General features: G+C 63.2%; 18 protein-coding genes. 2 read left to right on the top strand and 16 right to left on the bottom strand.

What is annotated here, in order from left to right:
• Positions 1-3 precede the first annotated feature (3 nt).
• The 8 genes from F7P65_RS04565 to F7P65_RS04530 all read right to left on the bottom strand — a co-directional run bounded on the left by F7P65_RS04565 (position 4) and on the right by F7P65_RS04530 (position 9,150).
• Positions 4-921 carry a glycosyltransferase gene (locus F7P65_RS04565; RefSeq protein WP_150290680.1) on the bottom strand — a complete coding sequence of 306 codons (918 nt, stop codon included), beginning with the start codon at positions 919-921 and terminating at the stop codon, positions 4-6.
• A gap of 5 nt (positions 922-926) precedes the next feature.
• Positions 927-1,799: a glycosyltransferase family 2 protein gene (locus F7P65_RS04560; RefSeq protein WP_150290575.1), complete on the bottom strand. Its 873-nt coding sequence runs from the start codon at positions 1,797-1,799 to the stop codon at positions 927-929.
• Positions 1,800-1,801: 2 nt separating this feature from the next.
• Positions 1,802-2,425 carry a CatB-related O-acetyltransferase gene (locus F7P65_RS22290; protein WP_150290574.1) on the bottom strand — a complete coding sequence of 208 codons (624 nt, stop codon included), beginning with the start codon at positions 2,423-2,425 and terminating at the stop codon, positions 1,802-1,804.
• 49 nt (positions 2,426-2,474) lie between these two features.
• Positions 2,475-3,812: an ATP-binding protein gene (locus tag F7P65_RS04550; RefSeq protein WP_162854530.1), complete on the bottom strand. Its 1,338-nt coding sequence runs from the start codon at positions 3,810-3,812 to the stop codon at positions 2,475-2,477.
• 154 nt (positions 3,813-3,966) lie between these two features.
• Complete coding sequence (locus F7P65_RS04545; RefSeq protein WP_150290572.1) at positions 3,967-6,060, bottom strand: hypothetical protein; 2,094 nt, start codon at positions 6,058-6,060, stop codon at positions 3,967-3,969.
• Positions 6,060-6,323: a spike base protein, RCAP_Rcc01079 family gene (locus F7P65_RS04540; protein WP_150290571.1), complete on the bottom strand. Its 264-nt coding sequence runs from the start codon at positions 6,321-6,323 to the stop codon at positions 6,060-6,062. The genes F7P65_RS04545 and F7P65_RS04540 overlap by 1 nt, the downstream gene beginning before the upstream one ends.
• Positions 6,324-6,425: 102 nt before the next feature.
• Positions 6,426-7,403 (bottom strand): UDP-glucuronic acid decarboxylase family protein, encoded by a 978-nt coding sequence (locus tag F7P65_RS04535; protein ID WP_150290570.1) that lies wholly within the window; start codon positions 7,401-7,403, stop codon positions 6,426-6,428.
• A gap of 148 nt (positions 7,404-7,551) precedes the next feature.
• Positions 7,552-9,150 (bottom strand): O-antigen ligase family protein, encoded by a 1,599-nt coding sequence (locus tag F7P65_RS04530; protein WP_150290569.1) that lies wholly within the window; start codon positions 9,148-9,150, stop codon positions 7,552-7,554.
• A gap of 408 nt (positions 9,151-9,558) precedes the next feature.
• Between F7P65_RS04530 and F7P65_RS04520 the strand changes: the two genes are divergently transcribed.
• Positions 9,559-11,271 (top strand): type I secretion system permease/ATPase, encoded by a 1,713-nt coding sequence (locus F7P65_RS04520; RefSeq protein ID WP_150290567.1) that lies wholly within the window; start codon positions 9,559-9,561, stop codon positions 11,269-11,271.
• A 225-nt stretch (positions 11,272-11,496) separates the two neighbouring features.
• Here the strand turns inward: F7P65_RS04520 and F7P65_RS04515 are convergent, their stop codons facing one another.
• The 7 genes from F7P65_RS04515 to F7P65_RS04485 form a co-directional block, all read right to left on the bottom strand.
• Positions 11,497-12,894, bottom strand: coding sequence for a sugar transferase (locus F7P65_RS04515; RefSeq protein ID WP_162854529.1), 1,398 nt, complete (start codon positions 12,892-12,894; stop codon positions 11,497-11,499).
• 222 nt (positions 12,895-13,116) lie between these two features.
• A complete protein-coding gene (locus tag F7P65_RS04510) occupies positions 13,117-13,839 on the bottom strand; it encodes a CpsD/CapB family tyrosine-protein kinase (RefSeq protein WP_150290565.1) in 723 nt (240 codons plus the stop codon).
• A 41-nt stretch (positions 13,840-13,880) separates the two neighbouring features.
• On the bottom strand, positions 13,881-15,212 hold the full coding sequence (locus F7P65_RS04505; RefSeq protein ID WP_150290564.1) for a GumC family protein: 1,332 nt from the start codon (positions 15,210-15,212) through the stop codon (positions 13,881-13,883).
• Positions 15,213-15,235: 23 nt separating this feature from the next.
• The gene (locus F7P65_RS04500) at positions 15,236-16,057 is read right to left on the bottom strand and encodes a polysaccharide biosynthesis/export family protein (protein WP_240334204.1); all 822 of its coding nucleotides are present in this window, start codon (positions 16,055-16,057) and stop codon (positions 15,236-15,238) included.
• 35 nt (positions 16,058-16,092) lie between these two features.
• Entirely contained in the window at positions 16,093-17,286 is a 1,194-nt protein-coding gene (locus F7P65_RS04495; RefSeq protein ID WP_162854528.1) for an outer membrane beta-barrel protein, read from the bottom strand.
• Between the two features lie 83 nt (positions 17,287-17,369).
• Positions 17,370-18,587, bottom strand: coding sequence for a Coenzyme F420 hydrogenase/dehydrogenase, beta subunit C-terminal domain (locus F7P65_RS04490; protein WP_150290562.1), 1,218 nt, complete (start codon positions 18,585-18,587; stop codon positions 17,370-17,372).
• A complete protein-coding gene (locus F7P65_RS04485) occupies positions 18,584-19,861 on the bottom strand; it encodes a polysaccharide pyruvyl transferase family protein (protein ID WP_162854527.1) in 1,278 nt (425 codons plus the stop codon). Before F7P65_RS04485 ends, F7P65_RS04490 begins: the two co-directional genes overlap by 4 nt.
• A gap of 246 nt (positions 19,862-20,107) precedes the next feature.
• Between F7P65_RS04485 and welK the strand changes: the two genes are divergently transcribed.
• A complete protein-coding gene (welK, locus tag F7P65_RS04480; RefSeq protein ID WP_420853302.1) occupies positions 20,108-21,157 on the top strand; it encodes a beta-1,4-glucuronosyltransferase WelK in 1,050 nt (349 codons plus the stop codon).
• A gap of 63 nt (positions 21,158-21,220) precedes the next feature.
• On the opposite strand, the gene F7P65_RS04475 is transcribed toward welK, so the two are convergent.
• Positions 21,221-23,221, bottom strand: coding sequence for a right-handed parallel beta-helix repeat-containing protein (locus tag F7P65_RS04475; RefSeq protein WP_162854526.1), 2,001 nt, complete (start codon positions 23,219-23,221; stop codon positions 21,221-21,223).
• Between the last annotated feature and the right edge of the window lie 42 nt (positions 23,222-23,263).

Raw genomic sequence — 23,263 nt, 5'->3', positions numbered from 1 at the left:
GATTCAGCGCATCCAGGGAGGGAGTCCCCGTGCCCCCCGCAAGGCGGCGGCCCAACCGGCGAGACCATAGCCCATCTGCCGCCAGGCCCCGCGACGACCGAAGCGCAGGAACAGGAAAACAAGGGACAGGCCGACCGCTACCGGCAGGCGGGCGGGTGTGCTGTCGCGCACGACATGCAGCTTGTTGCGCTCGTCCAGATAGATGGGCAACCGGGGACGCCGGTCGATCGCCTCGGCCGATCCGGTGGTCCCGCCCTGTCCATGCATGACCCGCGCAGCCGGCGCGAAACCCAGCCGCATGCCCCGCGCCCGGCCACGCAGGCACCATTCCACTTCCTCGGCATAGAGGAAATAATCCTCCCGCATCAGGCCGGTCACGGCGACGAAGCGCGCGCTCATCAGCATGGACGCGCCCAGCAGATAATGCATGTCCGCCTCCACCCGCCGCGGATCGACGGGATCGGACAGCGCGCTGCCATGACCGATCGATTCCGCCCGCGCCATCCATGACCGCCAGCGTCCGCCATGCGCCTGCACGCGGCCATTCGCATGATAGAGCGTGCCGCCCACCGCGTCGCAATCGCCGCGCTCCAGTCGATCGACCAGAGCCTTGAGCGCCCCCGGCTCGGGCCGCGTGTCGGGATTGACCACCCACCAGGCATCGGCGTCGGGCCGCGCCTGAATGCATTGGTTGACGCCGCCCGCATAGCCGAGATTACCGGGCGCCAGCAGCGCCATCGCCGACTGACCACCGGAAAGCCGGTCAGGCACCCGATCTCGCAGCGCCGCGAAAGCCTCCTCCCCGCCATTTTCGCAGATCACGACCTCGAAATCGCGATGCGCGCTTTGCTCCAGCGCCTGGAGACAGGTGCTGATTTCCCCGGCATTGCGGAAACCGACGATGCAGATCACGACATGCATGTCCGTCACCCCCGACCGAGCGCCAGTCGATGCGCGTGGACAAAGCGCCAGAGCCGGATCTGCACCAATGTCGCCAGCGCCGCCCGACGCTCCGCCATGGATCGCAGCGCGGGGCTGCGCAGCACCGCTGGCACATGCGCCGGGATGGACAGCGGCAACAACCAGTTGCGCATGACCCATTTGGCTGTGCCGAAGCGTTGGAGGCGGAACAGGCCGTAGGTTTCCGCGTTCAGCCGCCGCCATTTATTGCGCAGGTCGCTCCAGCTCACCCGCGCGGGATGGTCGACCACCGCCTGTTCGGCATAGCCGATGCGGTACCCCGCATCGCGCGCGCGATGGCACCAGTCCTTATCCTCCGACACGCCGTTGCGGAAGCCGCCCACCCTGTCGAACAGGACGCCCGGGCAGAAGAGATTGGCAGTCACGGTGAACGCCTCCTCCTCAACATAGCGGCGATTGTCGAAGGCGAACACGCTCTCAAAGGCTTCGGGTCCGGTGATGGCGCGGTCCCTGTCGACCGTGACGGCCATGCGCCCGCCAACCAGATCATGCCGTTCCAGCGCGGCGACGCCTTCCTCCAGCCAGCGCGGATGGGGCGTGCAATCGCAGTCCACGAACGCCAGATAAGCGCCCCGCGATGCCGCCACTCCGCCATTGCGCGCAGGCCCCGCCCCCTTTTCCGCCACTATGACCAGTCTGGCCCGGCCCGCCGTCACCATCTCCATCGCCGCCCGGTCAATGGGCGATCCATTATCCGCAACGATGATTTCGAAGCTGTCGCGCGGCTGGCTCTGCGCCTCCAGCGCGTCAAGGCAGGCACCGAGCGATGGCAGGTCGTTATAATGCGGGATGATGACGCTGATGCGGGGAAAGGCCATGGCTATCGGCCCCTGCTCGCCCGCCAGTCGGCCAGGCTTTCGGCCGTGGGGTGAAAGACCAGCTCGCGCTTTGTCGCGATGAGTTCGCACAGCTCGGGAATATCCATCTCCCACCAGCGGCTGGCCTCAAGCTGTTCGGCCAGGGCCGGTTCGAACCGGTCACGCAGCTTGCGCGCGGGATTGCCGGCCATGATGGCATAGCGGTCGACATTGCGCGTGACGATGGCGCCCGCGCCGATGATGCTGCCCCGGCCGATGAACTTGCACCCGGGCAGAATCATCACATTGTGACCGATCCAGACATCATCCTCGATCACCAGTGTTTCGTCCCAGTGGATATCCCGGTCCACCGCCCCGAACTTGCGTTCGTACAGCGCGGGATGGGTCGTCATCGCCTGATAGGGGTGATTGATCGGCACCGACCGCACGCTGCTGCCGATGGAGCAATAGCGTCCGACCCGGATCGGCCCGGGCATTCGCCAGCGGTCGAAACAGCCATAGGAATAGAGGCCGACATCGATATCGTAGCGTTCGCGAAAATGAGTCCGCAGCCGTTGATTGTCATGTTGGGTCCGCCGCCAATGCCAGAGCAGCGCCCGTTCGGCCAGGCTGCGCACCAGCTTCATGAACCGACAACTCCTGCGGCGCCGGCACGGCACGCGCGGATGGCAACCATCATCGCGCCTTGGCGAAGGCCGTGGACCGACCGCCCTTCAGCGATTCGTCGACGAACTGCATCCACAGATAGACAGGCACGCCTTCCTCGACAAAGCGGAAGCGTTCACCAATCTCATCGCCCACAGGTTCCAGCAACCCGCCCTTCAGGCCCGTCTCGATGGCGGCGGCCAGCTCGATCTGGCTGGCATCCAACTCGATCGCCCCGGCATGGTGCAGGGCATGATCGGCCAGCGCAATCAGCGCGGCGCGGCGGCCCTGATCGTGAATCCGCTGGATCAGGCGCAGGCTGCGTTCGGACAGGCGCTGCCGCGTTTCTTCCGTCGCGAGATCCAGCGCATAGGCGACATCCGACCGTTCGACCATGGTGGCCTGCCGGTCGAGCGCCGCGATCCCGGCATGCTGGCTCAGCAGGCTGGCGATGTAGGGAAGGCCCCCGGAAACATGCGCCACCAGATCGATGGCGTCGTCCCGATAGTCCAGCCCGCAACTCGCACTGCCCAAACCGATGAGTTCGCCGACCTCTTCCGCCGTCATATTGGGCACCTGGAGGCCCAATATGTTGCGGCGGATCGAAGGGATATGCTCGACCAGTTCGGAAAGATTGCCCGCGACGCCCGCCACCACGATCTGCACGCGGGTGGAGCGGTCGGACAGATTCTTGATCAGTTCGGCCATCATCCGGCGGAATGCGCCGCTCGGACTGCGGTCGAACTCATCGAGGATGATGAGCACGCGCGTGGCGGAGAGGCGCGCGAAAAGCTCGCTGATCTGATGCGGCGTGACTTCGCCGGGCGGGAACAGGTCGGCCATGGTCCGGCCGCTTTCGATTTCCGCCTGGGTCGGATCGTAGCCGGAATGGAACAGCAGCGGGATCGACCCGGCGATCGACCGGAACATGTCGCTGAAGGACGATCCCTCCCCGCAGGACGTGTAGCAGACGATATATTTCGCCTCGTCCGCAAGGCCGGAAACTACGCGCAACAGCGACGTCTTGCCGATGCCCCGCTCGCCATAGATGACGACGTGAAGCTGCTGATCCTCGATGGCGCGGATCAGCCGCGTCAGGATCGCGCCGCGCCCGGCGAACATGGCGATGTTGGAGACGGGCTGGGATGGCGTGAAGGCGTCGCGCAGCTTCGCCCGCGCCCGTTCCAGCTCATCGCCCCGGCCATGATGCAACTGGTCGGTGGCCAGCACCTTGAAATGGGGATGGCGGCCCTTGTCCCTGGCGCGCGTCCGGGCGCCGGACGCGTCATGGACAGCCGGGCGAAGAAACCGCCCTTCTTCCTCCAAAGCGTCCGGCGATTTTTTCGTCCATCTGGAGAACCAATTCAAATCCATGCTCCCGCGCTGAAGACATGACGCGCGTTCAGCAGAGCCGGTTCGCTCCCGTCAAATCTTCGACCTACACCCTTTATGTCGGGTGCAACGCACAACTGCTAGACAAAACTTAAAGAAAAATTGTGAGCGGGGCATGGTAGGACAAATATTAGAGATAGGCGCCCCGGCTATCTGTCCCAATTTCGGTCGGACGTATATTTCCGGCCAGATCATGGCTGAGAACCGCGCTCGCCGACCGTTTGCACGGACTGCCCGGCTGGAGGCGGTAATCGCCCCCGCCTGCCCCGGCGACCGGCCCGGCCGTCGTTGCTGCAGGTGCAGCATAGAGGGGATCGTTGCGCAGGCTGTTCGACGTTCCGAAATTTGCGCCCAGCCCCGCGAAATCCTGCGCGAAGCTGGCCCCCTGCCCCACCAGGTCGCCATTGGCGGACCGGAACTGGGTGAAATTGTCGGTGCAGCCGACGCCATGCTTGTACGCGAAATTCCCTGTCCTCGTCCCTTGGGCCTGAAACACATCGCCCTTGCAGTTCAACTGGACGAAGATGTTGCCATGCTGGCGAATGAACTTGCTGTTCCGCTGGGCCGCCCCCTCATCATAGGCATGGTTGGACCGACCATGATCGTTGAAGCCGGCAAGACTGTTGTTGCAGAACAGAATATTCGATGCGCCCAGCGAAGCATTGTCGGGCGTAATTCCCGTCATCACCGCGCTGGTGGCGCTCACAAATTCATAGACATTCTGGATCGCCGCCTTGTCGGTCCCGGTGACGCTGAACGGCGCGTTGAGATTTTCCGCGCCGTAAAAGCGGTTGAACGCGTGGATCTGCCCCGTGGCCGATCCCAGCGATCCGGTCCGGCGGATCGTCGAGCCGACGACCAGATAGCCTTCAACATTGAACACAGCGCCGCCATTGTCGAGCTTCAACCCCCGCCAGACGCGCCACTGCCCGTTGGCGCTCGCCCCCACCAACTGGCTCGTCGCCCCGGTCAGGGTCATGCCGTAGACATAGGCGTCGCTGTTCGAGAACATGCCGGCCGCCTGGCCATTATTGTCATAGTCGACATTGTCGAAGACGATCTCCAGCCGCGTGGCCGCCTCGCCCGCGAAGGACGAAGTCGTCGTGCGCTGAATACGCAGGTTGCGAAGATGGATGCAGCCTGTCGCGAGCGGCGCCATGATCGACCCGCCCGACCCCAGGCGCGGGCGTGGGCCAGCGACGATCAGGCGGGCATCCCCGAATGCGGCGTCGGGATCACGCTCCACGACGACCGCCGCCAGCTTCTGCGTCTTGGCAATGGCGGCGCCGCTGCCCAGCATGATATCGCCGCCCGCCATGACGCGAATGCGGCATCCGTCGATCCCGCTGCCGCTTGCGCCATAGGCCGACTGGATCGCATCCAGCGCCGCACTCACCGTCAGGAAAGGCAATGTCTTCGCGGCCGACGCGAGGGTGGAGACGAGGCCGGTCCCGTCATTGCCGTCCACCGACACATAGGCCAGCGGCGGCGCGGCACAACGACCGACGTCCTTGCGAAAATAGCGGGGGGAAAAGTCCCGGCCGCGCGCCATGTCCGCGCTCCTGACCACCGATGCCGCACCGCCGACATGGGGGTAAACCTCCGCATTGACGGTGATCGGCCCCTCCGCCAGCGCCGAGATGTCGGTGGCCGGCAAGGCATGGACGATCACCGCATTCTGGTCGCCGGATCGCCCGGAAACGGTCGGCGTGGACGCCAGCACCGCAATGGTCGACGTGCCGTCCGAGATCAGAAATCTGACAGCCGCCACCTGCCGCCCGCCACGCATATGATAGTGGAAAGCCACCAGTTCGACGGGCGCTTCCGCCCCGCCGATGCTGTTGCCTACCAGCAAACGGTCCGGCGTCACCCAGTTGGCAAGGGGCCGGGGACTGGTTTCACCACTGTCGTTGGTCACGCCCGCAATGATGTCCGTGGCCAATATATAATCGTTCAGCGCGACTTGATTGTCGGTAAGGCTGGCCTGGGCGGGATAGACATTCCGTACCCTTTTGGTCGTGAACATCGTCTCCGGCACGGTCCTGATTTGCGCACTGGCGTCGAAGCCCTGACGCAGGACCGTGACGGGCGCCAGCGCGAGATCGGCGGGCGACACCATCGTCGCCTGCCATCCGTTTGCCGCCACATTGCCAATCACCGCCGCGCTGGCGCCCGGTGCGCCCGGCCGCCCCCCGGTCGGCCCATATCCAAAGCCGAACCGCATCAGGCATAACCCATGATGCTGGTCTGGCCGGTAGTGCCGGTGGCCCGGATATAAGCCGCGCGTACCGGGACGATCTCGCCCGCTTTCACGGGATGGGCAACGTCCGCATCGCTATCCACCGCGCGCAGCATGACGACGCCGTCACCATCGACTCGCAACGCCTTGGGCAGCGGCGACAGGGGCTGGGTGTCGTGAGGCTGGATGAGGAAACAGTGACGCGCCGGCGAAAACGCCGTGTCGTTATGGGCTTCGAACTTGTCCATATATAGCGCTCCTTTTGTTCTTTTTTTGTTCTTATTCAGGACGCGATGCTGTAGGACAGGTTTTTCTGGCATTCCTTCGTAAAAATTTCAGCGGGCGCAGCTTTACAGCGCGTGGTGCAACGCCTTGTCCCGCAAATTGCTGAAATAATCGATCGTGGCGGCAAGCCCTTCGCGCAGCTGCGTGCGCGGCTCCCAGGCCAGCTTTTCGCGGGCCAGGCTGATGTCGGGCCGGCGCTGGGTCGGATCGTCGCTGGGCAAGGGCAGGAAGATCAGTTCGGATTGCGATCCGGTCAGTTCCACAACCGTTTCAGCCAGTTCCTTGATGGTGAATTCGACCGGATTGCCGATGTTGACCGGCCCGATAAAGTCATTGTCCGTGTCCATCAGGCGAATGAATGCTTCGATCAGATCGGCATAATAGCAGAAGGATCGCGTCTGCGACCCGTCGCCATAGATGGTGATCGGCCTGCCCTCCAGCGCCTGGATGATGAAGTTCGACACCACCCGGCCGTCCCCCGGATGCATGCGCGGGCCATAGGTGTTGAAGATGCGCGCGATCTTGATGTCCAGCCCATGCTGCCGCCGATAATCCATGAACAGCGTCTCGGCGCAGCGCTTGCCCTCGTCATAGCAGGACCGAATGCCGATCGGGTTCACATTGCCCCAATAGCTTTCGACCTGCGGGTGGATTGCGGGATCGCCATAGACCTCGCTGGTCGACGCCTGGAACACGCGGGCCTTCAGCCGCTTCGCCAGGCCCAGCACATTGATCGCGCCGATCACCGACGTCTTCGTCGTCTGCACCGGATCGTGCTGATAATGGATCGGCGAAGCCGGGCAGGCGAGATTGTAGATATGATCGACTTCCACATAGAGGGGGAAGCAGATGTCGTGCCGCATGAACTCGAAACGCGGATGATTAAACAGATGATCCAGATTGCTCTTGTCGCCGGTGAACAGATTGTCGACGCACAAGACCTCATCGCCCCGCGCAAGAAGGCGGTCGATCAGATGAGAACCCAGAAAACCGGCGCCTCCAGTAACGAGTACGCGCTTACGCCGATAATCATTCTGCGCCATGTCCGTTATTTGCCCCTGCAATGCCTCATCCCATGGCTATGCCATCGAACCAGCTTGTGACGTTCGAATCTTAAGAAATTCCCCTACGCCGCTTTAGCTGTCTTATTGCGGGGGGATAGAGACAATCGAACGGCCGACACCGGATTTTTTATGAATTTGCTTTGGGCAAGACAGTATCGGCGCCAGCATCCGCGGTTGCATTCTTCACCCGATAGACAAGAGCCACCGTCGCGCCCAGCATCGCAAAGACCAGCGGATGGTTGTCCAACTGGCTGAGAATCGTCTTGATGACCACGAAATTGGCTAGTGCAATGACGAGCGGGATCAACAATTGCGTTTCCCGATCGCGCGCATTCTGGACCGCCCTTGCCCCCGCATGGATGGCCGTGCCCACCATGCCGAAATAGCAGATCAGGCCGGGAATGCCGACTTCCAGCGCCACGGCCAGCACATAGGTATCGATCGTGCCGACGCCGGCAGGGTTGAAAAAGCCCAGCCGCGTCGATCCGCGCCCCATGCCGTAACCCCAGGGACGTTCGACGACCATGGGAATGCCCGCGCGATATTGTTCCTGGCGGGCTTCGTTACTGGCCTGCTGCGCGCCATTGCCCCAGACCATCGCGCTGATCCGCGGGACGAACATGGTCGACGCCATGAAGGCGATCAGCACGGCCGGATAGGCGAAGAGGACGGCCGTGCCGATCAGACTGTCCCTGTGCGTCGCCCGCCGACGATAGCCCCAGAAGAAGAGATAGAAGAGGAAAGACAGGGAAAAGCCGACAATGCCCAGGCGCGAATCGGTCGCGACGATGACGATGAAGATCAGCGGCAGCATCATGGCCGCAGCGATCCGGACGATCCAGTGGCGCGACACCACCATGAAATGCAGGATGAAGGGCGTCACGAGACTGAGAAATTCAGCGAGATTGAGGCTGGTGCTGAACTTGCCCTGCACGCGGTAGACGCCGGTGGCGGAACGGGCCGACCCGCCGAGAATGCGCTGCACGCTCTCATCCCCCACCGCGAGGAAAGACGGGATATGCCCGGCCCAGGGCAGCCGCCCCAGCCGCTGCTCCCACAGCCCCATGAGGCACAGGATCAGCGCGGCGGCCCACAGCAGCCAGACAAAGGCCGTCATCCGTCCCGGCCGCGCGAAAATATAGGCGGCGGCGAAAAATATGAGCATCCAATACAGAACGGCGACGACGACCTTATCCGCCGAATTCCCCGGATTGTCGGAATAGCCGACGGAAAGCACCGCCATGATCATGAAGCCGACGAGCAATTTCCATGTCCATGGCGCGCTCTTCAATATGCGGGTCATTTCGCCCCGCATCGAAGGCGATACGGACAGGCAAATCAGGAAGAGCAGCAGCAGCGGAAAACTGAACAGGCGCAGCGCCGTGATCCATGGCAGCCCCGGCAGATCGAGCGCCAGATAGTCCGGCCAGAGCAACTGCGCGACGAGGAAGCCCCAGAAGCAGCCGACCATCAGCGTCGCAGGCGGATTTTCCGTATCCGGCAGGATCCACACCAGCATCAGCGCGAACAGCGCCAGCGGGGCGAGCAGTTCAACCAGCAGGCTGCTCGCGAACAAAGCCAGCAACGCGCCATAGACCGCAGCCAGGCAGACCACCGCCGCCAGATGGATTTCCCGATGCCATTTGCGTTTCGGCGGCGGCGTATAGCCGCTCAACGCGAAGCCGGTTGCCGCCGCCAGGCCCTCGGGCGCCTGCGACAGGCTCATCGGGAAAGATCGCCCATCGCATGGACACTCATGCTCGAAGCGCAGTCCATGCTCCAACTATATCTGCCCATGACGAAATGAATCCGCGCCTGTTGAAATAGATCAAAGCGAGCGGATACCCGCGATGTGCGCGACCTGTAATTGGCTTTCACCGCCCTTTCAACCTCCGCCAGTGGAGACGTCAAAGAATTATGCGGGCATGCAGGCTCGCCCGGCGCCGAAAACCTGCGAACAACGGAGCGCCTGTTCCCCATCCAGGACTTGCGCGGGCCAAAGCCTTGCCTATTGATCCAGCAAAAGTTTTTTCCTGTTGGCCCGCGCGGCAAATGCAGCAATGAAGCAAATCTTAACCATGATCGTGGCATCGCCATGTTTCGGAAGATCGGCGGGTAATGGATACTGCATATAATGACGACTGACCTTGTGGCCATGCCGGACGGTCCGTCCCCGCTCGCCGGTATCAAGACGCGACTGCGGCGCGGCATGATCTGGGTGGGCGTGCTGAGCGCCGTGCTGAACATATTGCTGCTCAGCGGCTCCCTCTACATGATGATGGTCTATGACATGGTCCTGCCGGGCCGCAGCGTCCCCACCTTGCTGGGGCTGCTGCTGATGGTCATCGTCGCCTACAGCTTCCAGGGCTTTTTCGAGGCGTTGCGGGCGCGCATCTTCATGCATCTGGCCGCATCCATGGAAGTGGACCTCAGCGAGCGCATTCACCGGCTGGTCGGCGCCATCGCCCGCCGATCCCCGGGGCGCGATCCGCTTCAGCCGGTGCGGGACCTCGACCAGATCCGTTCCTTCCTGGCGAGCGCGGGTCCCATGGCGCTGATGGACCTGCCCTGGATGGTCTTCTTCATCATCGTCCTGTTCCTGCTGCATCCCTATCTGGGCGTCACCGTGCTGCTGGGCGCGGTGGTGTTGGTCGCGCTGACGGCCATCACCAACAAGCTGACCGCGGCGCAGACGGTCCGCATGACCAAAATCGGCAATATCCGCACCCGCATGGCCGACACATCCCGCCGCCATGCCGAAGCGCTCTATGTCATGGGCATGGAATCGCGCATCCGCACGGCCTGGACGACGATCAGCAACCAATATCTCGGCGCGCATGAACGGGTCAGCAATGTCGTGTCGACCATGAGCACGATCAGCAAGATGGTGCGCCTTCTGCTCCAGTCTCTGGTTCTGACGGTGGGCGCGCTGCTGGTCATGAACGGCTATGCCAGCGGCGGCGTGATCTTCGCCAGTTCGATCCTGTCGGCGCGCGCCTTCGGCCCGGTCGAACTGGTGATCGGCAACTGGCGCACGCTGGTTTCCGCGCGGGACAGCTGGAAGCGGCTGGAAGAAAGCCTGCCGCAGCTGGGCCTGGAGCGTCCGCTGATGCCGTTGCGCGCGCCCCACCGCGCGCTGTCGGTCGAGGACCTGACGCTCAGCCCCGCCGGATCGGACGAAAGGACCGTCTTCAACGTGTCGTTCCTGGCGCAGGCGGGCGAAGCCATCGCCGTGCTGGGGCCGAGCGGTTGCGGCAAGTCGACGTTGGTGCGCGGGCTGGTCGGCATATTGCCCGCCGTCACTGGCAGCGTCCGGCTGGACGGCGCCACTTTCGACCAGTGGGACAGCGACGATCTGGGCCGTCACATCGGTTATGTGCCGCAGAATGTAGAGCTTTTGACCGGAACGGTGGCGGAGAATATCGCCCGCTTCGAGCCCGATGCCCCCGCCGATCTGGTGATAGAGGCGGCGCGGCAGGCGGGCGTGCACGACCTGATCCTGCACCTGCCTGAGGGGTATGACACCCAGGTCGGCACCGACGGCGCGCGCCTGTCCGCCGGACAGCGGCAGCGAATCGCACTCGCCCGGGCGCTGTACCGCGACCCGTTCCTGCTGGTGCTGGACGAACCCAATTCCAATCTCGACGCGCCGGGCGAGGAAGCCTTGTGCGATGCCGTGGCCATGGCCAAGACGCGAGGGGCGGTCGTGATCGTCGTCGCGCACCGGCCGTCGATCCTGCAAGCGGTGGACATTGTCCTCCTCATGCGGAACGGGCGCGCGCAGGCTTTCGGTCCCAAGGAGCGGCTGGTGCCGCATCTTCTGCCATCGGCCGCGCAACAGGCCTGATTTCTTTCCCGCTCAGGCGGGTGCACGACTGATTTTTCGTGCAATGCGCAATATCCCCGTTGTGCTGTATCAGCAGCCCAGCGACTTGGCCTAATATCAAGGCGCAATGAGCTTGACTCATTGCGCCTTGGTTAAGCCCGTGCGGCGCTTGAGCATTTCCAATCCGTGATGCGCAGCATCTCAGCGGGTTGATATAAGGTGCCGGTACGCCATCGACCGGCAGCCTCAATATGCGTTCCGGTGAATGATGACCAAGGACGTCCGGATGAGAATGGCGATGTCGCCGAGGATGGACCAGTTGGCGACATATTCCAGATCGCTCTGCAACCGTTGTGACAGGTCGTGGCTGCGGACGGTCGCCCCCCGATACCCCCTGACCTGCGCCAGACCGGTGATGCCCGGCTTGATCGTATGGCGCAGCCAGTAACGTTCATCGACATGCCAGAACAGATGCTCGCCCGCCAACGATCCCAAGGCATGGGGACGCGGGCCAACCAGGCTCATATCGCCTTCGATCACGTTGAACAGTTGCGGCAGTTCGTCGATGCTGGTGGCCCGGATCAGCCGCCCCACGCGCGTGATCCGGTCGTCCGCCCGCGAGGCCGAGCGCACACCGGCATGATCGCTGCTTTCGTCATACATGCTGCGAAACTTGTAGACGTGGAACAGCCGGTTGCTGCGGCCCATGCGGGTCTGCTTGAACAGGATCGGCCCCCGGCTGTCGATCTTGATCCATAGGGCGATCAGGATCATGAGCGGCGAGAGCAGCACGACGGCGGGCACCGTCAGCGCTAGGTCCAGCATCCGCTTCAGCGCGCGGTTGCCAAGGTCGAGCGGGCCGTTGGAAACGCATACGCCCACCACCGGCAGGTCGGCCTCATGATTGACCGGGGAAACGCCGATCAGTTCGGGCACCAGCAATTCGCCCCAGCAACCGGTTCCCTTCAGGTACATCGCCCATTGCGCGCGCCGTTCGGCGCTGCAAGACACGACGATGCGGTCGGCCCCCGCCACCAGCGTGGAAAAATTATGCAGCATGAACGGATCGTCCAGCCGGGGCGCAATACCCTGCGCAGATGCGTCGATGACTTCGAAATAGGGCGGCCCCTTCATCGGCGTGTCGTCCACGACCAGGATGCGGCGATAGAAGCGCGATCCCAGTTTGCGGGTCAGGCGGATCACCGGCAGGCGGACGGCGATCAGAAATATGAGACTCAGGCCTGCCCCGAGGAAAAACGCGATGCGCGATATGTCCTGCGCATTTTTGAAGGTGAAAAGCAAAAGCGTATAGACGGCCAAAGTAATAATCAGCGCGCCGACTATTCGCCCCATCGCCCGCCGGGTCGACGTCAGCGCTTCGAAACCATAGCATCTCGCATAGAAGCTGGCGGCCATGAACAGCGGGACGACGATGAAGTAAAAGGCAGATCCGTCGGCCTCAGCCACGCGGCCGGTGCGCAAGACATGGGCGGCGGCGAAGGCGATGGTAACCGCCAGAAAATCAAGGACGATCTGCGTACAATAGACAGCGATCCGGACCGATTCCGTCGTCGCAAACAACCGGGCCGGCCCGAATATCGAGCCTTCCTGCGTTGTCGGCGCCGCCGAACTATACACCGTCATCCGGTCTTCGCTCCCATCGAAACACATGCCATCCGGCTGCGGGACTTCCGTAGTTCATCCCGAATCAATGGCGCAACGCTAAACATCGGATCGCGCGAGGCGCATTTTGGGACAATTAATCAGGATCAATTAAAATATTCTGGTCGGGATCGCGGATTTCCCGGCATATCTTCGCCGTCAGAATAGTTCCGGGCCGGCAGACTTCACCGGCCCGGCCCAGCATCACATTTCGTTGATAACCGTTCCGATGACTTCGACCCGGTTCGCCCGCATGTCGGCGATCAGCGTCTTGATGTCGTTCACATAGCTCATATTCTTGCGCGCCACGACCAGTCCATAATGCGCGAGCATCGCCACGATCTGGGCATCGGCACAGGCGTTGGTCGGCGCGGTGTCGAAGAGGATCATGTCATATTCGCGCATGCAAAGGTCGACCAGCGCCTTGAAGCGCGGCCCCGCCAGCAGTTCCTGCGACTTGTCCGTGGGATCGCCGGCGAACACGACCGACAACGAAGGAAGGACGTCGTCATGGATCACTTCGCCGAATTCTATGGCGGAGTCTTCAAGACAGTCGGCCAATCCGCGCACCGGCCGCGAAGGAACAATGTAGGACTGAACATGGGGCGCGCGCATATTGGTGTCGACCAGCAAGGTCCTGACGCCGGCCTGGGTCAGCGCCACTGCAAGATTGACGGCGAGGAAAGACGTTCTGCCCGCCTTGCTGGGGGAACAGATCGCCAGCGCGCGGCGACCTTCCTTCAGATGCTGCGACATCAGCTGGGTGCGCAGCGCACCGATGGATTCCCCTTCCGGCGAACCGGCGCCAAAGGTTATGACCACTTGATCGGAGAGATGGAACTGCACCTCCGGCTGAGAGGGGGCCATCGTCTGCTTCTCGCTATCTGCCGGGCTGTCCAGAAGCTGCCCGTCTTGGTTGTCGCTCATTGGGATCTCCGCGCTCTGTGCGGTTGGACGATATGGCCCGCTCAGGCCGATGCAGGACGGGGGAAGCCGAGCCAGTGCAAAACGCTCCTGCGCTGCTCGAGCGCAGGCTGGCCGACGATGACGCCGATCACTGGCGCGCCGGTCAGTGCGAGGTCTTCAGGACCCCGCACCCGCCGGGCGAGCAATTCGGTGCCAAGCGCGATCAGCAGGCCCAAAGCCAGGCCGACCATGGCCGCGATGCCGACGATCATGGGAACATTGGGCCAGGACGGACGGCTCGGCGCGACGGCGCTGCCCAGCATGGTGAGGCCGCTTTCGTCGGAACTGGCCTGGGTGCCCAACTCCGTGGCGCGGCCCATCACCTTCTGCGTCTGATCGCGCAGCACGTCGATGGTCGCCTGCATCTTGCGCAGTTCATCGATCTTCTCCCGCTTGGCGAGGACCCTGCCCTGCTGGGCCGCGACCTGACCGTCGATCGACTGACCGCCGCCGCTCGCCGCCCGCGCCGCCGCCAGGGCGCTCGCCTGCTCCCGCGCCGCCGTCGCCGCCAGCATGGCCCGGTTGTTGCGCATCGCCACCAGATCGGGATGGTTGGGGCCCAGCGTCTGCGTCATGGTCGCGATCTGCGCGTCCAACTGCGCGAGTTGCGCCTGGGCGGGCGACGCCTGCGGGACGACCACGCCGGGCATGGACATCGGGACCTGGCTGGACAGCGCCTTCAAACGGCTGGAATCGGCGTCGGACCAGTCGTCCTGCAGGACGATGCCATTGGCCTTTTCATAGGCCGTCTTGCGCTGCTGCGCCTCGGTCAGTTGCCGCCGCAGCGCCTCACCCTGACTGCGGAACCAGGCTGCGTTCGACGCAGCCCCTTCGCGCCGGAAGGCGATGCTCTGGTTCACATAGGCCGTGCGCAGGGCATCGGCCACCTTGCGCGCCGCTTCGGGCGAAGTGGAGGAATAGCTGATGTCGAGAATCGCGGTGCCGGGAAGCAGCTTGACCGCCGTATTGCCGACGACGATCTGGGTCAGCCAGCGGCGAAACCCCCCATCTCCGGGACGCGCCTGTTTTTCATAAGCCTGCTGAAAGCTGGGTTGCTTCATCCAACCAAGCTGATCGACCACTGCGCCGGCGAAGCGATAGTCGGTAATCAGTTCGATCTGCGTGTTGGTATAGGCGCGGGCAAAGCTGTTCGATATGACTTCGCCGGTGATCGGATCGGGCTTCATCACGTCGAGCATGACGCGGCTGTGCGCATCATAGCGTTCCGGAACGAGTTCGGCGACCAGGAAGGCGGCCGACGCACAGGCCAGGGTCGACAGGATGATGAGCAGCCGATGCGCCCAAAGAACCCGGAAAAATTGTAAAAAGCTCATTGCGCGCCTCCCCGGCCTGCCGCTTAGAAGAATTTCTGACCGACGACGATCACATCCTTGTCGGTGACGACATCGTCCAGGCCGACCCGGACTTCATGGCCATCGCGCGTCACCTTCGCACGCTTTTCCGAACCCAGGGCGGTCAGCCCCCCGCTCCGCGCGATCGCCATGCGCAGGGTCATGCCCGGCTCGATCCGGTAATTGCCGGGTGCGTTGACCTGGCCGTAGACATAGAATGTCGCCGCTTCCGCCAGGAAGATCTTGTCGCCGGCATTGACTAGCGGGTCCTTGTCGGCCCCTCCGGTCGCGATGTCCTTGACGTTCAGCCTGATTTCTTCGCCTGACGCCCGGGTGATGGTGAGCATAGTCCCGCCATTGTCCTTCGCGCCGCCGACGCGGGCGAGGATTTCCGAAATGCGATAGGCACGGTCGATGGGCACGATGCCCGGCGACGCGACCTCGCCCAGCACGACGACATAGCGGCTGGCATAGGTGGCGATGGTGACGTTGACGATGGGATTGGCGAAATAGCCGCCGGACTTCAGCCGGTTGCGGACCTCCTCCTTCAACTGGAGAACGGTCTTGTTCGCGGCGACGACATTGCCGATCAACGGCAGTTCGATGACCCCATCCGTCTGCAATTGCAGGCGCGCGCGATAATCGTCGCGTCCCATGACGCTCAATTCGATCACGTCGCCCGGCCCCAGGACATAGCCGTCGCTGAGCGTGGCCTGCGCCGCCGCGGCAGGAGCGGCGGGTACGACCGCCTGCTGGCCGGCGACGGGCGCGACCGGCAAAAGCCCGATCATCAGCCAGGCGGAACGGAACAGACCCTTCAGATGCATGACGCCTCCAACTTTCCCATATTCTTCCAACTGCCTTAAAAAGCAGTATTCACCCGCAACCCCGCCTGGTACGAATCATAATCGTAGAGCGCACCATTGGCATTGCGTCGTTGATAAGCCGTTTCCAGACCGATGGTCATCCTGTTGCTGACCTTGTAATCCAGCCCAGCCAGCACGCGCTTCATATTGTCGTGATCGATGCGCGCGGCGGTGATGCCCGGTTCATAATTATAATCGCGCACACTGATCGACCCTGCCAGCAAGGCCGTCAATCGTGCGCCGAGGGCATAATGGATCCTCAGTTCGTGATTGCGCCGCAGGACGTAATTCGCATCGAAACCCTGGGACGTGTCGACCGACTTGCCGGTTTCGCCTTCAATCTCCATCCGGGACAGGCTGAGCTTGGCGTTCGCCTTCCAGTTGATCCCGCTGAATCCACCGCGGCCGTCGCTCAACGTGACGTCGGTGTAGAAGACTTCGCCCCCGACCTTGAGCTGCGCGCCCACGTCGCGGCTGAACATCAGCCCGTAACGGTCCGCGTCGAAACTGGTCAGCGCCGGCGTCAGCAGGGGCGTGCGATTGGGATAATCCACTTCCCGCCGGCCGACATACAGCGTGATATTGCCCACCGCCGGATGCACATAGAGCAGCCCGCCGCCATAGCTGACGGACCGGTTGTCGGCGGTCTTGCGGGTGGCGGCGCTGTTGCGCGCATCGTACCAGTCGACCATGGCGACAGGGCGCAGACCGATCTGTCCGCCGCAACTGACCGTCGCGCCCGCGCTCTTGGCAGTTTCCACATTCCTGGAACTGTCTCGCGGATCGACCGCCATGATGTTGAGATCGGCCAGATCGCTTTGCCGGCGACTGAAGCTGCCGCGCAGCTCCGCCGCGCAGATCGGCAGGTTCAGATAGAAATTCCCATCCGCCTCGATCCGCTCACGATTGAGGCGGCTGTTGCGCGCATAGAAGTCATAGCCCGCCGATGCGCTCAGGGTCAGGCGGTGGGCGCCGGTCGGCAGGTTCAGCTTTACAGCCGCATTGGGGGAGAAGCGCACATCCTCCCGCTCCAATCCACGCGCTTGCGCCGCCGCCGCACTGCCGCGCGCGACATTGCTGTCATACAGCATCTCGCCGCCCAGATCGAACTGGAGCCGCCTGACCTCCTCTGCCTGGGCCGGTGACAACAGGGCCGCGCCAGCCAGCAATGCGGCGCCCCCGGCGCTCATGATTTTCATTCCGATGATTCCCCCAGATCGGCAATGGCGCGGTTTCATAGCCGAACTTCCGCATTTGACCATAGGCAGACCGTTCATCGCCGCCCCAGAATGATACGACGCGCGGTGCCCGCGAAATTGCTGAGGCTTTCCTGCCAGCGCGCAGTGCGCGCCGCCTTGCCGACGTCCAGTCCCGTCACCGCGGGGCGCGGCTGCGCCGTCGCCAGGCTGGCAGCGAGGCGCGCCCGCACCATGCGCTTGCGCCGCGCCTGGGCGGGCTGCATCAGATCGACCTCGGCGATGTCCAGCGGCTCGGCGACGATCGCGCCCCGCGCCATGGCCATGTCCAGCAGCGCCTCTCCGACAAGGGAGCGAGTCATGATGAGGCTGCGCCCCGCCTGTTCCTCGAACGTCGGATAACCGCTTTCCCCGCCATACCAGGCGTCGGCGCAGGCGATGTCGGCAACGCCGCCCACGGCATCCGGGCAAATCTTGCACCGGAACTGGACCTGGCTCGACAAATGCCTGCCCCAGCTATCGGCATAGCGCATTTCTCCGCTGCGCCCATCGGCCGTGACGGCGCGGGTCAGGCCCGGCCAGCCATGACCGCGATAACGAAACTGCACGATCTCGTCCGGCTCCAGCCCCATGGCGCGGATGATTCGGTCGGCGCCATCATGGCTGGGCAGGCCGCCGCAGAAAAAGGACAGCATCACCGGGACCTGCGCGGCGACCCGTGGGTCGAACCGGGCATATTGGCGCAACGCCGAAACGTCGCAGGGCTTGCCGACAAAGGCGAAGCGTGCTCCGTCCTGCAATGCCCGGTCTATGGCGGCGAGCGGCGATGACGCCGCATAGCGCGATCCGGACCCCGCGATGATTTCGTCGGCGCTGTCCGACCATCGGATGCGATTGCGCGTCGGCTGGTCCGGATCCGCATCGACATGCAGGACGCGGTCGACCAACCCGGTTTCGAGCGCAACGGTCAACAAGGCTGTCAGGGCGCCCCCCGACGATCCGGCATGGCGAACACCCTCATCGCCGGCATGGCCGGTCATGGTGCGATGCCACGGCCCCCAGCTATGGTGGCGGTGCGGCGCATCCTGCCACGGCGCAACCTGCGAACCGGGGCAGGAACCGGCGATACGCGCCTCGACCGACGCGGCGATGGGCGCGACCTGGCGCGGACGGCTATAGCCGGGCGCCACGGTTTCCATCGTCACCGCCCCGTCGGCAATGCCCGCGCAAAGGCCGCATCCGGCGCACAGTGCGCCGCGCTCGACGCGCCGCAAGGTCGGGGAGGATGCGATCATGCCGCCGCCTCTCCCCCTGCGCGGGCGAAGAGCATCCGCAATTCTTCGCGATAAACGTCCAGCATCGCATCCACGCGCTTCATCCCTTCGGCCTGCGCAACGGCGATGGCTTCCCTCTCGTCCAGCGCCCCCAGCACATAGGCGAGCGCGGCATCCGTGTCCTTGCCGTTCACCGGCACCATCCAGCGATGGCCAAGCATGCCGAACAGGCCGTCGAACTTGCGGCTATAGGCGACGGGCACGACCGGGGTCCCCGCCGAATAGGCGCCGATGCAGGCGTGCATCCGCCCGGCGACCAGGAAATCCAGCCCGGAAATATAGGATTTGGCTTCGCTCGGCCCGGCAAATTCCGGCACCCGCACCGTCATGGGAAATTCCGCCGCCAGCCGGTCCGCCAACCGGCCGTCATCGTCGGTCGGATCGCCCTTGCTGGTCGCGTGCAGCACCAGATGGACCTCCACTCCGCGATCCAGCAGCGCGGCGATCAGTTTGCGCGTGAACTGCGCATAATCATGGCCGAGACCGAAACGATTCCGTCCGCTCTCCGCTTCATGGAAAAGCAGGCCCGACGCATTGACGCCCACCTTCAGCCGCCCCTGCCCCGCCAGATGGCGGCGGCTCTCATAGGGCAGGACAAAGGCGACATCGACCGCCAGCCTGATCCGCGCGCCGGGCGCCATCTCCCGGGCGACGGCAAGCGACTGGTCGTCGCGGGCGACCACGCTGGCCGCGCCCCGCATCGCCCATGCGCCGAACAGGCGATAGCCCCATTTGGTGAAAGGACCGATGGTTTGCGGCGACAACAGCAGCGGCTTGCGACGCGCCAGCGTCAGCATCTTGGTCAGCCACAGAAACAGGAACCGCTTGGGTCCGTAAATATCGGCGAAGCTGTCCCCCGCCCCGATGTCGAGCACGCAATCGACCCCGCCCACTGCCTTCAGGAAACCACCTGGCTTCACCAAGCGGGCAGTGTCGATCGTGAAGCTTTCGATATCGGGGCCACCGATGCGCGGCGCATCGCCGTCCCGCATGCTCATCACCAGAAAACGCGGCGACAGGTTCATGGCGCGCGCAACCTGAGAGGCCAGCGCCAGATTGGCCAGGGTCAGCGCCCCCACCCCCAGATTGCCCGAACTGAGCGAATGCCACAGAAGACCGATCCGAATCGCACGAATATCCGTTCGCAGCACAGGCTGCTCTTCCTTTGCCGCCATGTTCCCGGCCTGCGCTTCGGCCTCCATTACATCCGGCATGTGCGAAGAAGCATCGATCAAGCGATACCGCCATTTTGCCAATGCAATATGGATGCACCGAAGCCGGACATGCCGCTATTCATCCCCAAATTGCCGGGCCGAGACAGCCGACAAAGGGCGCAGGGAGTATTTCCGATCATCATCCGATCTCGAACTTTTAAAGTAAATTAATAATCTTCGCACTTGCGAAAGGCCCATAACCTATTTTTATAGCGCGTAACAGGGCATTAACGATCTACCTGCAACTTTGCGGCTATCCCCTTTTCGATGGAGAATTTCTCTATGGCGCCACCGTCGCTACGCATTTGCCTCGCAGGTTCCGGGGGCGGGCACGTGCGTCAGTTGCTGGATCTGGAGCCATTCTGGGCTGGGGGCGACTGTTTTTTCGTGACGGAGGATACGGCCCTGGGCCGTTCCATAGCGGAGGATCACGACACTTGCTTTGTGCCGCATGTCGCGCTGGGTCAGGCGCGGCTGGGGGCGCCATTGCGGATGCTGGGCGCGGCCATGCGCAACATGGCGCGGTCCGCCGCGATCGTTTTTCGCAAACGCCCGGACATCATCGTGACCACGGGCGCGGGTTCGGTCTTCTTCACGGTGCTTTGGGGACGGCTGGCCGGCGCCAGGATCATCGCCATCGATTCCTTTGCCCGCTTCACCGCGCCGTCCGCCTTCGCGCGGCTGGTCGGGCCGCTGGCCCATATCCGCATCGCGCAGTCGAGCGAAGCGGCACGGCAATGGAAGGCGCTGTGCTTCGATCCCTTCCGGTTGCTGGAAGACAAGCGCCCGGAAAAGGAACCGTTGCTGTTCGCCACGGTCGGCGCGACATTGCCGTTCGACCGGCTGACCCAAATGGTCGCACAGGCCAAGTCCAATGGCGACATCCCGGAAAAAGTCCTGGCGCAGGTGGGCACTGGCGGCATCAGGCCGGCAGGCATGGAGACGGTCGAAACATTGCCGTTCGATTCGATGAAGCAAATGCTCCGTGAAGCCGACATCGTGGTGTGCCACGGCGGCACCGGTTCGCTGATCACCGCGCTGCGCGAGGGATGCCGGGTGATCGCAGTGCCGCGGCGCTTCGATCGCGGCGAACATTATGACGACCATCAGAGCGAGATCACGCGCGCCTTCGCCGAGCGGGGACTGATAGCGGTCGTCGACCGGGATGAGGATTTCGGCGCCGCCCTCCACACGGTCCGCGCCCGGCAGCCGGTAGCCGCCACGACGGACCCTTCCGAACTCATCGCCTATCTCACCGATCTTGTCGCGAATTGGGCAAGCAAGCCCCTGGATCCCGCCGAGAAACAAGCCGCCTGAACCCGCGCCAACGGGACCAGGGCGATCCGGTAGCGGTGCCGGATCGCCCTTCCCTTACGCTCCCTACAGGATGAAGTCGCTGGCGCGCAGCGTGTCCACATGCTGCAGGACGATGGTGAAGTCGGCAATACCGTCGCCGTTGACATCACCCGACACATGACTGTCGCCGTTCACCACTTCGTAACGCAACTGCCCGGCCACCTTGGTAAAGGCGCCCGTGCCGATAAACTTGAACGCGTCATTGGCCGCCGTCTTGATATTGGCGTCGATCAGCGACAGGCCGATCCTGTCCTTCTCCGCACTGCTGAAGTCGGTGATCACCGTGGCGCCCACCGCCCCGACCTCGCGGAAATTGAACATGTCCGCACCGGCACCGCCGGTCAGTATATCATTGCCGCCATCGCCTTCGATGCGGTCGTCGCCCGCGCCGCCGTCGATCACGTCATTGCCTGCGCCGCCCGTCAGCGTGTCATTGCCGTCCCCGCCATAGAGATGATCGTTGCCATCGCCGCCCAGCAACTTGTCGTCGCCAGCGCCGCCATAGATGATGTCGTCGCCCCCTTCGCCCTGAATCATGTCATTGCCGCCATGGCCGTATAATGTGTCGACACCGGCCGAACCGACGATGCGATTGTCGAGTTCATTGCCCTGCCCGACAAGACCTTCCTTGGCCATGCGCAGCGTTTCGACATTGGCCGTCAGCGCATAGTCGATATAGGCATAAACGGTGTCATTGCCTTCGCCGGCAAGCTCGATCACCGTGTCGCCCGCGCCCTTGACATTGTAGATGTCGTCGCCGGCTCCGCCGTAAAGATTATTGTGGCCAGCACCGCCATGCAGGATGTCGTTGCCCGCGCCGGCGAAAATATCGCTATCCCCGATCGCCGCGACCTTCAGCGTTTCGCCCAGGGCGGTTCCGGTTATGGTGCTATGCGGCACGACCACCGGCGTCGGGGCCTGCTCTTCGACGGCCGGGACGGACACCGTATCGGTCGGCAGCGTCACCGGCTGCGCGACCGGCGTCGGATTCAACAGACCGCTGAGCAGGCTGTCCAGGCCGGCCAACTGGCTCTGATGCTGCAACAGCCAGGAACCGAAAAGCGCGTCGCCACCATCCGTGGGAACCGCCACGGTGTTGTTGTTGGTCGCGACCAGGCCGATATTGGAGGACGGCAGGATATAGCTCGTCGATACATTGTCGCTGACGACGGCATGCGTCGAATCCTCGACGCGAATCCAGGATTTCTGGTCGGGCAGGCCGATCACCGTATTTCCCGTGATCTTAGCGCCGTCCGCATGTCCCACGGAGATGCCGTTATACATGCCGCCCAGCACCATATTCCCGGTGATGGTGACGTTCTGATAGGGCAGCGTGCCCACCTGATCGCGCAGGAAGATGCCCTGGATCACGTCGCCGTCGCCGCGGGTGACGATGTTGTCGGAAATGACGATGTCATGCGCGGATGTCGTCGTGTTGGTCGTCCAGAGCTGGATGGCGTCCGGATGATCGCCGGCCGCCGGATGGAAATCCGTGAAATAATTGCCCGACACGACGAGGTTAGAGACGCCGCCGCCACGAAAACCGTCCGTCCGGATATCGTGGAAATAGTTTCCAGTGACATTCAGATGGGAACTGTCGAGTACCGAGATGCCGTTCCACAGATGATGGAACTCCGAATTCGTTACCGATATATTTTCGCTCCCGCGAATCAGGAACGGCGCGGACTGATAACCGGCCGCTCCGTCCGGGCCGACCACTTCGATACCGTCGAAATGGATGTCGGACGAATTGGTGACGTTGAATGTATATAATCTGTCGACCGACTGGGGCGTGAAGCGCAGGTCTTCGAACGTCAGGCCGCTGCTGTTCTTGACGGTCAGGTCCAGCAGAGAAGCCTGATTCGCCGCATCGAGAGATTTGATGGTCACATTACCGACAATTGCGATGCCGGTCAGGTTGACCGATTTATAATCCCCCTGATCAAGCAATATGACATCGCCGTTCTTGGCAGATTGAATAGCCGCCAGAAGACCGCTGGAATCCTTTACTACGATTTCACCCATGTCGAAGCCGCCCCGCGTCCGAATGATTTGGATCCCCATCCG

The organism is Sphingobium estronivorans, from assembly GCF_008692605.1.
Taxonomy (GTDB): Bacteria; Pseudomonadota; Alphaproteobacteria; order Sphingomonadales; family Sphingomonadaceae; genus Sphingobium; species Sphingobium estronivorans.
The sequence above is the reverse complement of the archived record's forward strand: the minus strand, read 5'-3'. Positions and strand labels throughout refer to the sequence as shown.

Coding starts and splice junctions, on each gene's coding strand:
- F7P65_RS04495 (WP_162854528.1), bottom strand. CDS start 17,286: ATGAGCGCCGGGGGCGCCGCATTGCTGGCTGGCGCGGCCCTGTTGTCA.
- F7P65_RS22290 (WP_150290574.1), bottom strand. CDS start 2,425: ATGAAGCTGGTGCGCAGCCTGGCCGAACGGGCGCTGCTCTGGCATTGG.
- F7P65_RS04520 (WP_150290567.1), top strand. CDS start 9,559: ATGACGACTGACCTTGTGGCCATGCCGGACGGTCCGTCCCCGCTCGCC.
- F7P65_RS04535 (WP_150290570.1), bottom strand. CDS start 7,403: ATGGCGCAGAATGATTATCGGCGTAAGCGCGTACTCGTTACTGGAGGC.
- F7P65_RS04500 (WP_240334204.1), bottom strand. CDS start 16,057: ATGCATCTGAAGGGTCTGTTCCGTTCCGCCTGGCTGATGATCGGGCTT.
- F7P65_RS04505 (WP_150290564.1), bottom strand. CDS start 15,212: ATGAGCTTTTTACAATTTTTCCGGGTTCTTTGGGCGCATCGGCTGCTC.
- F7P65_RS04515 (WP_162854529.1), bottom strand. CDS start 12,894: ATGACGGTGTATAGTTCGGCGGCGCCGACAACGCAGGAAGGCTCGATA.
- F7P65_RS04540 (WP_150290571.1), bottom strand. CDS start 6,323: ATGGACAAGTTCGAAGCCCATAACGACACGGCGTTTTCGCCGGCGCGT.
- F7P65_RS04565 (WP_150290680.1), bottom strand. CDS start 921: ATGCATGTCGTGATCTGCATCGTCGGTTTCCGCAATGCCGGGGAAATC.
- F7P65_RS04545 (WP_150290572.1), bottom strand. CDS start 6,060: ATGCGGTTCGGCTTTGGATATGGGCCGACCGGGGGGCGGCCGGGCGCA.
- F7P65_RS04530 (WP_150290569.1), bottom strand. CDS start 9,150: ATGAGCCTGTCGCAGGCGCCCGAGGGCCTGGCGGCGGCAACCGGCTTC.
- F7P65_RS04490 (WP_150290562.1), bottom strand. CDS start 18,587: ATGATCGCATCCTCCCCGACCTTGCGGCGCGTCGAGCGCGGCGCACTG.
- welK (WP_420853302.1), top strand. CDS start 20,108: ATGGAGAATTTCTCTATGGCGCCACCGTCGCTACGCATTTGCCTCGCA.
- F7P65_RS04475 (WP_162854526.1), bottom strand. CDS start 23,221: ATGGGTGAAATCGTAGTAAAGGATTCCAGCGGTCTTCTGGCGGCTATT.
- F7P65_RS04560 (WP_150290575.1), bottom strand. CDS start 1,799: ATGGCCTTTCCCCGCATCAGCGTCATCATCCCGCATTATAACGACCTG.
- F7P65_RS04510 (WP_150290565.1), bottom strand. CDS start 13,839: ATGAGCGACAACCAAGACGGGCAGCTTCTGGACAGCCCGGCAGATAGC.